This window comes from Neptuniibacter sp. SY11_33 (assembly GCF_047778025.1).
Classification (GTDB): domain Bacteria; phylum Pseudomonadota; class Gammaproteobacteria; order Pseudomonadales; family Balneatricaceae; genus Neptuniibacter.
Genome location: NZ_CP180543.1, coordinates 3,688,853 through 3,703,707 on the forward strand (window position 1 = coordinate 3,688,853; position 14,855 = coordinate 3,703,707).

Sequence of the window (14,855 nt, forward strand, 5' to 3'; positions counted from 1 at the left end):
AGGCGCCTGCATACCCTAAACTGTAGAAAGAGTAAGCACGCACCGTTGCGCATCAAAATGTATTGCTCCTAGTACAGCAAAGCGCGTGCCATAAAGCGTCCGAATAACCATGGAACAAATATTGCTTTATGACAGGCTATCCAATTCCGGAACTGGATTAATGAGTAAAGTAAACTGTTTAAACGTGCTGTTGATCGATGACGAGCCCATTCGTGTGAATGCGCTTGAGAAGGCGTTAAATACGCTTGGGCACCATGTTGTCTGTCATCTACCTAACACCACTGATCTAAATAAGCATGTCGAGGAGAATCATCCCGACATAGTCATTATAGATATGGATTCACCCAACCGTGACACGCTGGAAAGTATGGCGACGATGAGCCAGAACAATCCACGCCCGATCGTTTTCTTTGCGGAACAACAGAACGACCGCAGGACAATGGCCGAAGCTATCAACGCGGGTGTCAGTGCTTATATAGCCGACGGCCTACAACCAGACCGCGTTAAAGCGATTATGGATACGGCGATTGCTCATTTCGATGCTCACAGTTTATTACGTGAAGAGTTGGAGAAAACCAGAAACCAACTGGCAGAGCGCAAAACCATAGAGAAAGCCAAAGGCATGTTGATGAAGCATCAAGGCTGCGACGAAGAACAGGCATATCAAACCCTGCGCAAGCTTGCGATGGACCGAGGCCAGAAAATTCCCGATGTGGCACGAAATGTGATTGAAGTTTTACAACTGGCGAACGGCCTGAGTAAGTAAAAGAGATAGGAGCTGATATGTCAGATGCACTGACACTAGAAAAAACTGACCTGAAACTAGGTTTTGTGGCACTGCTCGATTGTACCCCTTTGGTTGTTGCGCGCGAGAAAGGCTTTTTTAAAAAACATGGTTTGAATGTCATCCTGAGTAAAGAGTCCTCTTGGGCCTCTATTCGCGACAAAGTAAGTTTTGGATTATTTGATGCAGCACACATGCTGGCACCGATGCCGCTGGCTGCAACATTGGGCTTAAACGGTAACCCGACACCAATGATGACAGCGTTATCCCTAAGCCAGAACGGTACGGCGATCACCCTATCGCAAGAACTTTATATGGCACTGTCCAATAAGATCTCTGATTGGGATGACAGTGAGCAGGTCGGCCAACAGTTTAAAGAACTGATCCAACAAAGTGGGCGCAAACCGGTTATCGCAACCGTTTACCCCTACTCAAACCATCACTACCAACTACGTTTCTGGTTGAACCAGAACAACATCAATACCGAAGAGGATGTTCAGCTGGTCGCGGTACCACCGACCAAAATGCTGGAAAACCTATCCACCGGTTTGATCGATGGTTACTGCGTAGGTGAACCTTGGAATAGCTTAGCTTTAGTGCAACAGATTGGTGGCCTTGTGAGTACCGGCCATAAAATTTGGGGCTCCCATATGGAAAAAGTACTGGGCGTCACGCAACAGTGGGCCGATGAACACCCCAATACCCACCGTGCATTGATTACAGCGATCCACGAAGCCTGCCTTTGGGCGGAAGATCCAAGTAATCAGACTGAGATTTTAAAACTCCTAGCACTGCCACCTTATTTAGATCAGGCAGCAGAGCAGTTATCTAAGTTCACACCGCCTTATTCGATGGAGCAGCATTTCTCCGGTGAGAATGTGAACTGCCCAGATCCTGACCATGGGCTGTTCTTAATCGATCAGATGCGTAAATGCGGCCAGATTGGCGAGCAGGAATTTGATCAAGATGAGATCGTTCATAACGTCTATCGCAAAGATTTATATCAAAACTGGATTGGCGCTTAACTAAGCTAAACAATCAACACTTAAAACGAGCTCAGTTTTAATAACTGAGCTTTTTTTTCGGCAAATTTTCCCGACAAAAAACACCCTACCTTTCTAACAATCCCTTTTCCTTTTAAAGCCCCTTTTCTGACCAGATGCCCCAAAAAAATTTTCGTTTGCCCTATTTTTGCCCCCTCACTTTTGCACCAACTTAATGAGCCAAAGCCCCATTGTGCACCGCAACAAGTCACAACAAAAATTCATAAAAACAAGAAAAGCACCTATAAACCATTGTTTTAAATAGAATTTAAAAACTCTGGCACAGCACCTGCTCTATTAGTTAGCAAATGAGGACACCAATGGCGGTGCACTCAAATAGTTAGAAACGACCTTGATAGGTCACAAAATTTGAAACTAGGCAAAGGCGCCTCGGCTGATCACATTGATGTGATCATGTTCGGCGCCTTTTTGTTTTTAAGATTGGGAGAACGATCCATGCTTAAGAAGAAAAAGGCTCTACTAAGTAAAGTTATCAGCGGTGCAGTTTTAGCTGCATCATTAATTACCGTGCCTGCATGGGCAGCAATTGGTGAGCCTGAAAAAGAAGATCTGAAGTTTGGTTTTATCAAACTGACAGATATGGCTCCTCTAGCGGTTGCATACGAAAAAGGCTTCTTTGAAGATGAAGGCCTATACGTAACGCTAGAAGCGCAAGCAAACTGGAAAGTTCTTCTCGACCGCGTAATTGACGGCCAGCTAGATGGCGCGCACATGCTTGCAGGCCAGCCGTTAGGTGCTACTATCGGTTTCGGTACGCAATCTCACATCATCACTGCATTCTCTATGGACCTTAACGGTAACGCGATCACTGTATCGAACGATATCTGGGATCAGATGAAAGAGTATGTACCTAAACAAGCTGATGGCAAACCAGTACACCCGATCAAAGCCGATGCGCTAAAACCTGTTGTAGAGAAATATAAAGACGAAGGTAAGCCATTTAACATGGGTATGGTATTCCCAGTATCAACCCACAACTATGAGCTACGTTACTGGCTAGCTGCAGGTGGTATCCACCCAGGTTACTACGCACCTCATAACGGTGATACGTCCGGTACTATCGATGCCGATGCCCTACTGTCTGTAACCCCTCCACCGCAGATGCCAGCAACAATGGAAGCGGGCACGATCTACGGTTACTGCGTAGGTGAACCATGGAACCAGCAGGCTGTATTTAAAGGTATTGGTGTACCTGTAGTCACTGACTACGAGATCTGGAAAAACAACCCAGAGAAAGTATTTGGTGTATCTAAAGCGTGGGCTGACGAAAACCCTAATACGCACCTTCGTGTCGTTAAAGCGATGATCCGTGCAGCTAAATGGCTGGACGATAACAACAACGCTAACCGTCCTGAAGCAGTAAAGATCTTGTCTCAGCCTAACTATGTAGGTGCAGACTACGATGTTATTGCTAACTCAATGACAGGTACATTTGAGTACGAAAAAGGCGATAAGCGTGATGTGCCAGATTTCAACGTATTCTTCCGTTATAACGCGACTTATCCGTACTACTCCGATGCGATCTGGTACCTAACTCAGATGCGTCGCTGGGGTCAGATCTCTGAACCTAAGTCTGACCAGTGGTTCATGGATATCGCTAAGAAAGTTTACCGTCCTGATATCTACGCAACAGCAGCTAAAGAGTTGATCGAAGAAGGCAAGATGACGCCAGACATGTTCCCAGACTTCAACAGTGAAGATGGTTTCCGTGCTCCGCAGACTCACTTTATCGACAACATCACTTACGACGGCAAGAAACCAAATGACTACCTTAAGAAGTTCAATATTGGTCTGAAGCCTGAACAGAAAATCTAATCTGTCTGGCTAAGCATTTTCCTCCCCCTTGGTATTGGGGGAGGAATTCAGGTCAACGAGGGAGTAGCAAGTTATGAGTAATACATCCGCACTATCAGGCATCAGTGCCTTTTTTGAAAACCCGAAAGACAATCTACAGAAGTTCAGCAAAACCCTTCTGGTACCTCTGGTTGGTCTACTAATTTTCCTTTTCGTGTGGGAGATCGGCGCGAAAAGCATTAAAACATCTCTGGGTGCGTTTCCAGGCCCAGTTGCTGTATATGAACAAACGATCAATCTGGTAAATGATCACCAGAATGAACGTGCGAAAGAAACTGCATTCTACGAACGCCAGGAAAAACGTAACGCTAAGAAACTTGAAAAAGATCCGAACGCTAAAGTAAAAATTCGTCCTTACACAGGCAACCCGACCTTCTTTGATCAGATAGGCACGAGCCTAGTAACGGTATTGTCAGGCTTTATTATGGCATCCCTGATCGCCATCCCTGTAGGTATCGTGATCGGCTTAAACAATACCCTTTATTCTGCACTGAACCCATTGATTCAGCTGTTTAAACCGGTATCGCCACTGGCATGGTTGCCGTTGGTTACTATGGTTGTCAGTGCGGTTTATGTCAGCAAAGACCCGATGTTTGCTAAATCCTTTGTGACATCTCTAATCACGGTATCTCTATGTAGTTTATGGCCAACACTACTGAACACAGCCGTAGGTGTATCTAGCATCAGTAAAGATCTGCAGAACGTATCTCAGGTACTACGCCTAAATTGGTTCGCTCATGTCACCAAAATTGTACTGCCATCCTCCATCCCAATGATCTTCACAGGTCTGCGTCTATCTCTAGGTATCGCTTGGATGGTATTGATCGCTGCAGAAATGCTGGCGCAAAACCCAGGTCTAGGTAAATTCGTTTGGGATGAGTTCCAGAATGGTAGCTCCAGCTCCCTAGGCCGCATCATGGTAGCCGTGCTTGTGATTGGTCTGATCGGCTTCATGTTAGACCGCATTATGTTGTTCCTACAGAAGAAAGTGTCTTGGGATAAGACTGCGGTACTTAGATAAATAAGGCGTTAAAAGCAAAAACGTTACATAGGACGTTAACAGAATTTAAAGCCTGAGAGGCTAAGCCTCTCAGTAGGAGAATTATCATGACTCAGCCTCCAAAGCATTTAGAACTAACAAAAGTAGATATTGATTTCCCAACCCCTAATGGCCCATTTAAAGCGCTGCAGGATGTGAACTTAACCATCAATAAGGGTGAGTTTGTCTCGCTAATCGGTCACTCCGGTTGTGGTAAATCGACCGTATTGAATATTGTTGCTGGCCTTTATCAAGCAACCAAAGGCGGCTGCCTACTAGATGGCAAAGAGGTCAACGCACCGGGCCCTGAACGTGCTGTGGTTTTCCAGAACCACTCCCTATTGCCATGGCTAACCGCTTACGAAAACGTTGAGCTAGCCGTGAAACAGGTTTTCGGTAAGCAAAAATCCAAAGCAGAGATGCGCGAGTGGATTGAGCACAACTTATCGCTAGTACACATGGATCACGCGATGGACAAACGTCCTGATGAGATCTCCGGTGGTATGAAGCAGCGTGTAGGTATCGCCCGTGCACTAGCAATGGAGCCGACCGTAATGCTGATGGATGAGCCATTTGGTGCATTGGATGCCCTAACCCGTGCTCACCTGCAGGACTCCCTGATGGAGATCCAAAAAGATCTCAACAACACCGTGATCATGATTACCCACGATGTCGATGAAGCCGTACTGCTATCTGACCGTATCGTGATGATGACCAATGGCCCAGCTGCGACTGTAGGTGAGATTCTAGATATCGACCTGCCGCGCCCACGAGACCGTATCGCATTGGCGGATGACCCTCAGTACAACCACTATCGTCATGAAGTGCTGACCTTCCTATATGAGAAGCAACGCAAGCCTGACAGTGCGGAATCCGCACCAAAAGAGGATAAAAAGCAAGATCTGGCACAGGATGTGCAAGATGATAAAGCAGAAAGCGAGGAAAAAGCTGCTTAAGCACTGAAACCCTACATTTCAACGGTGAATTCTAGGATTTGGTCAGACTAAAGCAGTGCATAGCTAAGAAAGCGCACCAACAAAGCGCACCTTGTTAGCTAGTCTGAGTGCTCCAACGATGGGGCCATAAATCCTCGCATAGAATCGAACAAAGGCGTTCATACCTCTCTCCCTAACCTACCACCCAAGGTTAAGGGACAGAGGTCTGAACGCCTTTTTTATTGCTTTTAAAACCTTACGAGGGCCTTAATTATGAGCGACACAGGAAAGCTAAATATTTTTGCTTTCAGCGGCAAAATGAAGATTTTGCACATGAGCTGGATGGCATTCTTTATTACGTTTTTTGTCTGGTTCAACCATGCTCCACTACTTGGCGCGATTGCCAAATCACTGAGCCTAACGCCAGCTGAAGTAAAAACACTTCTTATTCTTAACGTTGCGCTAACCATTCCGGCGCGTATCATCATCGGTATGCTGACCGATAAATATGGCCCTCGTATCACATACGCTGCGCTACTGTTTATCGCCAGTATTCCATGTTTCCTATTTGCCCTATCGACTGACTTTGCTCAGGCAGCAATTTCACGTTTCCTTCTAGGCTTTATCGGTGCGGGCTTCGTAATCGGTATCCGTATGGTAAGTGAGTGGTTCCCTGCAAATGAGTTGGGTACTGCAGAAGGTATCTACGGCGGTTGGGGTAACTTCGGTTCCGCTGCTGCCGCAATGCTGTTACCAACACTCGCTTTGATATTCGGTGGTGACGACGGCTGGCGTTATGCTGTAGGTCTTACTGGTTTAATGAGTCTTGCATTCAGTTTCATCTGGTATAAAAACGTAACCGATACACCAAAAGGTTCTACTTACTTTAAGCCTAAGAAAATTGGCGGTATGGAAGTAACTAGCAAAGGTGATTTCGTCTTCATGCTAATCATGAAGCTGCCAATGTACGCTGCCCTTTCGCTGCTAACGTGGAAGCTTTCTCCAGCAGGCGTATCTATCCTTTCTGATATGGCTGCCGTTGTAATCTACGTGAGCTTAGGTGCGATCCTTGTTTACGATTGTGTCAGTGCCTACAACGTTAACAAAGAGATCTTTGATACGCCGGTTCCTGAAGTTGAGCAGTACAAATTCAAGCAGGTTGCGGTACTGAACGTACTTTACTTCGCGACATTCGGTTCTGAACTAGCGGTTGTGTCTATGCTGCCACTGTTCTTCTCTGAAGTATTCGAACTAGATATGGTTTACGCAGGTCTTCTAGCCTCGGCTTACGCTTTCATGAACCTAATGTCCCGCCCAGGTGGTGGTTGGATCAGTGATCGTTTCGGTCGTAAGAAAACGCTATTGATCCTAACAGCGGGTTTGGCTGCAGGTTATGCAACTATGTCTATGATTGATAGCACATGGCCACTATTCCTAGCCGTTGCTGCTGCGATGGCATGTTCTTTCTTTGTACAAGCGGGTGAAGGTGCTGTATTCGCTGTTGTGCCTCTGATCAAGCGTCGTCTGACAGGTCAGATTGCAGGTATGACAGGTGCTTACGGTAACGTAGGTGCAGTGTTCTATCTAACTGTACTATCTATGGTTGATTACTCTACTTTCTTCACAGTGATCGCAGTAACGGCTGTAATTGGTTTCTTGGCTCTACTACTGCTAGAAGAACCAAAGGGTCACATGGCGGAAGTAAATGAAGACGGTACAGTGGAACTAATTAAAGTTTCATAAACTGCATTCTTTACTGCCCATAGAAAAGGCAAGAGACTTAAAGAAAAGAGCTCGTAGCAATTTTGCCTTTAAGAGAGAGGCAAAACTTACGCAGCCCAATTTGATTGGGCTGCTTTTCTGATTCTGCAATAGGCATGAATATGAGTAATAAAACGTTATCTATACGCTTTGGCGGTAAATCAATTGCGGGGATAAAACCCGTCAATCAGGATGCGTTTGCGGCTCATATTCCAGACAAAGCAGATCGGGAGTTTAAAGGAGCTGCGGCTGTTATTGCAGATGGTGTCAGTAGCTGCGCAGATTCTCATATCGCTAGCCAAACCAGTGTCACCAGTTTTATGCAGGACTATTTCAGTACACCCCACAGTTGGAGTGTACGAAACTCGGTATCCCGCGTAATGACCGCCTTAAACCGCTGGTTGCACAAAGAGAATAACCTTAGCCATCGCGAGCAGGACAATATGCTTTGTACCTTCTCGGCCTTGGTAATTAAGTCCAACACCCTACACATGTTCCATGTGGGAGATTCACGCATCTATCACTTCCAGCAAGGGGAGCTGGAACAGTTGAGCCAGGATCATGTGCGAAAATCGGGTGGACATAGTTACTTAGCTAGGGCTTTAGGGGGCGATCGTCATTTAGAAGTCGATTATTCCACTCGACCACTCAGTGATGGCGACCTCTTATTAATGACCACCGATGGGGTGCACGACTTTTTAACCCGCACCGAGATGAAAGAGGTTCTCTCGAATGCTTTTTCTGATCCGGAAAAAGCCGCGGATACACTGATTAGCAGTGCATTGGCAAAAGGCAGTGACGATAACCTCACCGCACTGATCGTCTGTGTCGATGAACTACCCGTCAAATCGCTGGAAGAGAGTCATCAACAACTGACTCAATTGCCTATACCTCCAGTGATGCAAGTAGGCAATCAGATCGATGGCTATGAAGTACTCGACCTGATTTTTAGTGGCACTCGCAGTCATATGTATCTGGTGAAAGACAAAGAAACTCACCAGCAATACGTACTCAAAGCGCCGTCGACTAATTTCTCCGATGATTCCTTATACCTGGATGGCTTTATCCGCGAAGAGTGGGTGGGGCAACGGATCGATCATCACCATGTGATGAAAACCTATCCGTGCCGACAGCAAAAGCTGTTTCTCTATTATGTCGGTGAGCATATTCAGGGGATGAACTTGCGCGAGTGGATGAACGACAATCCCAATCCACCGTTAGATGAGGTGCGCAAACTCGCTAAGCAGATCATTCAAGGGCTAAGAGCATTCCAACGCGCGGATATGGTGCATCAGGACCTAAAACCCGAAAACATCATGATCAATCAGGACGGACGGGTAAAAATTATCGACTTCGGTACCGCGAAAATAGCCGGTATCGAGGAGATGAGTTCACCTCTGGATAAAGCGATTCCTCAAGGTTCGGTGAATTACATCGCACCTGAATATCTAATGGGAGAATCTGGCAGCTTTAAATCAGATCTGTTCTCTTTTGCGGTCATCATTTACGAGATGATCACTGGGAAACTGCCCTACAAAGAGATGTCATCCTCTTCGGCAGAGATCGGCAACTACGCCGAGCTGGAATATATTCCCGCTCTGCATCATCGTAAAGATCTACCGCTTTGGGTCGAAGGCTGTTTACGTAAAGCGCTACAACCTAATCCACGTTTCCGTTATGACGCATTCTCGGAATTCGAAAAAGATTTCACCCGCCCAAATCATGCACTAGAAGCCAAGATCCAACACCAGCCGTTATTGGAGAAAAACCCAGTATTGGTTTGGAAGCTTCTAGCCGGACTTTTATTGATCTCCAATTTGGTTCTATTAAGCATGTTGGAATGATCCATGCCCTATCACAGTGCACCATAACAGGTCACAGCAATAGGTTTGTGCTTCAAATTCAAACTCTTATTATGAGCATCAAAAACGCTAAAAACATTTAACTATATGTTTTATAAGTATTTTATTTAACTTGGCACACCCCCTGCTATATCTATTACGTAACATAGATCTGTTGGGGTGATATTTCTGCAGTTTTAGTTACAAAAATCGGGCTAAGAGAACAAAGGCGTTCTCCATCGGTACTTTCCTGAAGTGCTGCATGGATAACGCCTTTTTTTATTTTTTGACGTTGGGTTTGAGATGAAAAAACGACTAATCATTATTGGCAACGGCATGGCAACAGGCCGACTACTGCAATGCCTGAGCGAATCGGCGGCAGGCCAGTTTGATATTACTGTTTTTGGTGAAGAACCCGGCGGCAGCTATAACCGCGTTTTGTTATCTCACCTACTAAGCGGTGAAGCGCCACTGGAAAATATTATTACGCTGACACAGGAGTGGTATGCGGAACAGGGGATCCAGTTATACAGTGGCGATCCAGTAGAAGTTATTGATCGTGAGAACAAAAAAGTTATTAGCCAATCCGGCATCGAAGTTGAATATGACCAGTTGGTGATGGCTACAGGCTCTTACCCAACTCGCATACCTCTTCCGGGCCTAGACCTAGACGGTGTGATGAATTTCCGCACCCTGAAAGATGTAGATCGCATGAAAGAGATGGCGAAAAGCCATAAGCATGCGGTTGTGATCGGCGGTGGTTTCTTAGGTCTGGAAGCCGCAGAAGGTCTTCGAGTTCTGGGTATGGATGTCACTGTACTGCAACGTGCACCTTACCTACTGAACAACCAGTTAGACAGCACCGCAGCCGCGATGCTGTTGAACTCTCTGGAAGAACGCGGATTGAAATTCCGCCTAGATGCGATCACCGATGCCATTGTTGGCGACGGACATGTGGAAGCGGTTCATATGTCTGACGGCGAGATGTTAAAAGCTGATCTGGTTATTACCGCTATCGGCGTAACCCCTAACAAAGCATTAGCCGAACAGAGCGGCTTAGCCTGTGAGCGCGGCATCTGTGTCGATAACCAGATGCGCACCAGTGATAGCGACATCTTTGCACTGGGAGAATGCTGCCAGTTTGATCAATTTACTTACGGTCTAGTCGCACCTATTTGGCAACAAGCCGAAATTCTGACCACAACCCTATTAGAGCAGTCAGCGCAGTATGTTGAAGAAGCGGTTGCTACTCAGCTGAAAATCAGCGGAGTAGAACTGTTCTCCTGCGGTGACTTAAACGATGACGAAAACACTGAAACCTTGGTCTATCACGATCTGAAGCTCAACCACTATCGCAAGCTTTGGTTACAAGACAATCGCCTGAAAGGTGCCGTTTTGTATGGCGATGTACGTGAAGGCCAATGGTATTTCGACCAATTAAAGAACAACACAGATTTGAGCGCCTGCAGATCGCAGCTGCTATTTGGCAGCCCTCTTTGCGACGAGGTTATCGAAGAACAAAATATAGGTAATTCCGCTATGACAAGCAGCCCAAAAAAACAGTTAGTCGTTATTGGTAACGGCATGGTAGGACACCACTTTGTCGAAAACTTTGTAACGGGAGAGAGCGCGAATGAATATGACGTTCACATCCTGGCTGAAGAAGATCGCGCAGCGTATGACCGTGTCCATCTTTCTGAATATTTCGGCGGTTCCACGTATAAGGACCTGTGTCTGGTAGAAGATAACTTTTATGAAACTCATAGCGTAAACCTTCACTTGAGCGAAGGTGCTACGCAGATCGATCGCGATGCAAAGCAGGTCATCACAGAACAAGGTACATATCCCTACGACACCTTGGTCTTGGCGACCGGATCTTACCCATTTGTCCCTCCAATTCCGGGTAATGATGGTGATGCCTGCTTTGTTTATCGCACCTTGGAAGATCTAGATAAGATCCAAGCGTGTGCAGAATCTGCCAAAGTAGGCGTTGTAGTTGGCGGTGGCCTATTAGGCCTAGAAGCAGCAAATGCTTTGAAATCTCTGGGCCTTAAAGCCCACGTAGTTGAGTTTGCGCCACGTCTGATGCCTGTTCAGTTAGACGAAGATGGTGGCGAGCTACTGAAAAACAAAATTGAAGACCTTGATGTAGATGTTCACTGCAACAAAGCAACAACTGAGATCGTTGCCGGTGAAGAACACACCTACCGCATGAACTTCAGCGACGGTACACACCTAGAAACCGATCTAATCCTGTTCTCTGCAGGTATTCGCCCACAAGATACGCTAGCGCGTTCAAGCGATCTAGATATTGGCGAACGTGGCGGCATAATGGTTAATGATCAGTGCCGTACTTCTGATGAGAACATCTACGCGATTGGTGAGTGTGCACTTTGGAACAACCAGATCTTTGGTTTGGTAGCACCGGGTTACACTATGGCTAAAACAGCCGTTGCAGCTATTGCGGGTGATGACGGTGCCTTCACCGGTGCTGATATGAGTACCAAACTGAAGCTTCTAGGTGTAGATGTAGGTTCTATCGGTGATGCTCACGGTCAGACACCGGGCAGCATCAGCTACCGCTACTCTGATGAAGATGAGCAGGTTTACTACCGTATCGTTGTCTCTGAAGATCGTACTAAACTTCTGGGTGCGGTACTTGTGGGCGATAACAGCAAATACGACACTTTGCTGCAATATGCACTTAACGGTATCGATTTACCAGAAAAGCCACAAGGTCTAATCCTGCCATCACTGGATGGTTCAGCTGCACCAGCACTAGGTCCAGATGCGCTACCAGACGAAGCAACGATCTGTTCTTGTCTAAACGTAACTAAAGGCCAGATCTGCTGTTCTATCGATGAAGGCGCAACCTCTGTTGCAGACGTAAAAGATGCCACTAAAGCCGCTTCAGGTTGTGGTGGTTGTGCAGCAATGCTGAAGAGCGTTGTTGATTGCGAATTAGAAAAACGCGGTGTTGAGGTAAATACCGACCTTTGCGAGCACTTTGCATACACCCGTGAAGAGCTTTATCACATCATTCGTGTTGAAGGCATCCGCTCTTTCTCTGAACTACTAGAGAAACACGGTAAAGGCCTAGGTTGTGAGATCTGTAAGCCAACTGCAGGTTCTATTTTGGCGTCTTGCTGGAATGAGCACATCATGGAAGAGCCATTGGTATCGCTACAGGATACAAACGATACCTTTATGGCGAACATGCAGAAGAACGGTACTTACTCCATCGTTCCACGTGTTGCCGGCGGTGAGATCACCCCAGACAAACTGATCGTCCTCGGTCAGGTTGCGAAGAAATATAATCTTTACACCAAAATCACCGGTGGTCAGCGTGTCGACCTATTCGGCGCTCAACTACACGAACTACCGTTGATCTGGAAAGAGCTAGTCGATGCTGGTTTCGAAACAGGTCACGCCTACGGTAAGTCCCTACGTACTGTGAAATCTTGTGTAGGTAGCACCTGGTGCCGCTACGGTGTAAATGACAGTGCTGGCATGGCGATCAAACTTGAGAACCGCTACAAAGGCCTGCGCTCACCTCACAAAATCAAATTTGCTGTATCAGGCTGTACTCGTGAATGTGCTGAAGCACAGAGTAAAGATATCGGTGTAATCGCGACTGAAAACGGTTGGAACCTATATGTTTGCGGTAACGGTGGTATGAAGCCTCGTCACGCCGATCTATTTGCGACCGACCTAGATGATGAAACACTTATTCGTTACATCGACCGTGTCCTAATGTTCTACGTGAAAACAGCGGACCGTCTACAGCGTACGTCGGTATGGATGGATAACTTAGAAGGTGGCCTAGATTACCTTCGCGAAGTGGTAATCGATGACAAACTAGAGATTGCCGCAGAATTAGAATCACAAATGAGCCATGTAGTAGAGACCTATCAGTGTGAGTGGAAGTCAACACTAGAAGACGAAGAGAAACTAAAACGTTTCCGTACTTTCGTGAACACTGAAGAACAGGCTGATCCGCAGATCGTTCATATCATGGAACGTGATCAGATCCGTCCGGCATAACTAGCGATTAGGAGATATTTATTATGACGACTATTGATAGCAACGCTGAATGGATCGATCTATGCAGCAAAAACGACCTTATCCCTCATTCTGGCGTAGCCGCTATGCATGAGGGCCAACAGATCGCACTGTTCTATATCCCAGAGTATGAGAACGAGATCTTTGCCGTAGGTAACAACGACCCGTTTAGCGGTTCTAACGTCCTATCTCGCGGTTTAATCGGCGATCTGCAAGGCGAGCCGATGGTGGCATCGCCTTTATACAAGCAACACTTTTCACTTAGCTCAGGTACCTGCATCGAAGAACCCGATGTCAGCGTACCTGTGTGGCCTGCTCGCGTTGTCGATGATCAGGTTCAAATCATGCTGTAATAACCGGTAGCTATAGATACAAGATGGAACGGTTGCACAGGGAAGTCAGTTTTTCCTCTCTACAGAGAACAAAACTAGAGGGTAACCGCTCTCATCGCGAGTTAAGATTAACTCAGCGTTTCCAGCGACCAGCTGGAAAGGTAGAATGGCCGAAACCTTGTTAAGCAGAGCTTGATCATGGCTTCACCGAACACCTCTACACCGATTTCGACCAAAGAAAAACTGATTGGTTTTAGCCGCCTTATGCGCGTAGACAAGCCAATTGGAATCTACCTTCTACTTTGGCCGGCCTACTGGGCACTTTGGATTGCTGCCGAAGGTGTTCCAAGCTATGACATCCTTATTATCTTTACCCTTGGGGTTTTCCTAACCCGCTCCGCCGGTTGTGTCATCAATGACTTTGCTGACCGTAAAATCGATGGCCATGTAAAACGTACCGCACAGCGCCCTATTCCTGCAGGCATCGTTACCGCCAAAGAAGCCTTAGTGCTGTTTGCCGGATTGATGTTGATTGCATTTATCGCCGTACTCTTTACCAATCTCACCACCATCCTGTTATCCGGTGGCGGACTTTTACTCGCAGCCTGCTATCCGTTTATGAAGCGCTATACCCACCTACCACAAGTGGTGCTAGGTGCAGCGTTTGCGTGGGCGGTCCCTATGGCCTTTACCGCCGTGACTGAAACCGTTCCAGCTTATGCATGGCTTATCTATATCGCTACGGTTCTATGGACCGTAGCCTACGACACTATGTATGCCATGGTGGATCGCGATGACGACCTTAAGATCGGGGTCAAATCCACCGCTATTCTGTTTGGCGATGCCGATAAAGTGATTATTGGCATGCTTCAGGCCTCTACCCTACTTACCTTCGTACTACTGGGAATGAAGTTACAACTGGGCTGGATCTACTATGTTGGCCTTGCAATCGCAGGGGTATTCTTTATCTATCAACAGCTGTTAATCAGAGATCGTGACCGAGATGCCTGTTTTAAGGCTTTCTTGAATAATCATTACGCTGGTCTAGCGATTTTTATTGGCCTTGCAGGCCATTATGCGGCCTTAGATTTACTGTAAAACGCCCTAAAATCAGCTACTTTTTAACTAAATATGGCGAATTGTTACCGCCTGTCATATTTGTGTAACACTATTGTCTTCTAAT

At 46.5% G+C, this 14,855-nt stretch carries 10 protein-coding genes and 1 pseudogene; all 11 read left to right on the plus strand.

The features are described from left to right. Nucleotides 1-160 precede the first annotated feature (160 nt). The gene (locus tag ACMXYV_RS17565) at nt 161-766 is read left to right on the plus strand and encodes an ANTAR domain-containing response regulator (protein WP_415882905.1); all 606 of its coding nucleotides are present in this window, start codon (nt 161-163) and stop codon (nt 764-766) included. Nucleotides 767-783: 17 nt separating this feature from the next. Then, nucleotides 784-1,809, plus strand: coding sequence for a CmpA/NrtA family ABC transporter substrate-binding protein (locus ACMXYV_RS17570; RefSeq protein WP_415889688.1), 1,026 nt, complete (start codon nt 784-786; stop codon nt 1,807-1,809). Nucleotides 1,810-2,283: 474 nt separating this feature from the next. Continuing rightward, nucleotides 2,284-3,663, plus strand: coding sequence for a CmpA/NrtA family ABC transporter substrate-binding protein (locus tag ACMXYV_RS17575; RefSeq protein WP_415889689.1), 1,380 nt, complete (start codon nt 2,284-2,286; stop codon nt 3,661-3,663). A gap of 73 nt (nt 3,664-3,736) precedes the next feature. Further along, nucleotides 3,737-4,723, plus strand: a complete 987-nt coding sequence (locus tag ACMXYV_RS17580) for an ABC transporter permease (RefSeq protein WP_415889690.1) — start codon at nt 3,737-3,739, stop codon at nt 4,721-4,723. A gap of 86 nt (nt 4,724-4,809) precedes the next feature. Beyond that, complete coding sequence (locus tag ACMXYV_RS17585; protein WP_415889691.1) at nt 4,810-5,697, plus strand: ABC transporter ATP-binding protein; 888 nt, start codon at nt 4,810-4,812, stop codon at nt 5,695-5,697. Nucleotides 5,698-5,949: 252 nt separating this feature from the next. After that, entirely contained in the window at nt 5,950-7,419 is a 1,470-nt protein-coding gene (locus ACMXYV_RS17590) for a NarK family nitrate/nitrite MFS transporter (RefSeq protein ID WP_415889692.1), read from the plus strand. Between the two features lie 140 nt (nt 7,420-7,559). Next, nucleotides 7,560-9,281 carry a protein kinase domain-containing protein gene (locus tag ACMXYV_RS17595; protein WP_415889693.1) on the plus strand — a complete coding sequence of 574 codons (1,722 nt, stop codon included), beginning with the start codon at nt 7,560-7,562 and terminating at the stop codon, nt 9,279-9,281. 333 nt (nt 9,282-9,614) lie between these two features. After that, nucleotides 9,615-10,667: pseudogene (locus tag ACMXYV_RS17600) on the plus strand (NAD(P)/FAD-dependent oxidoreductase); the annotation flags it as partial. 150 nt (nt 10,668-10,817) lie between these two features. After that, the gene (gene nirB, locus ACMXYV_RS17605; RefSeq protein WP_415891465.1) at nt 10,818-13,322 is read left to right on the plus strand and encodes a nitrite reductase large subunit NirB; all 2,505 of its coding nucleotides are present in this window, start codon (nt 10,818-10,820) and stop codon (nt 13,320-13,322) included. Between the two features lie 23 nt (nt 13,323-13,345). Beyond that, complete coding sequence (gene nirD / locus ACMXYV_RS17610; RefSeq protein ID WP_415889694.1) at nt 13,346-13,693, plus strand: nitrite reductase small subunit NirD; 348 nt, start codon at nt 13,346-13,348, stop codon at nt 13,691-13,693. A 177-nt stretch (nt 13,694-13,870) separates the two neighbouring features. Further along, nucleotides 13,871-14,770: a 4-hydroxybenzoate octaprenyltransferase gene (gene ubiA / locus ACMXYV_RS17615; RefSeq protein WP_415889695.1), complete on the plus strand. Its 900-nt coding sequence runs from the start codon at nt 13,871-13,873 to the stop codon at nt 14,768-14,770. Nucleotides 14,771-14,855 lie beyond the last annotated feature (85 nt).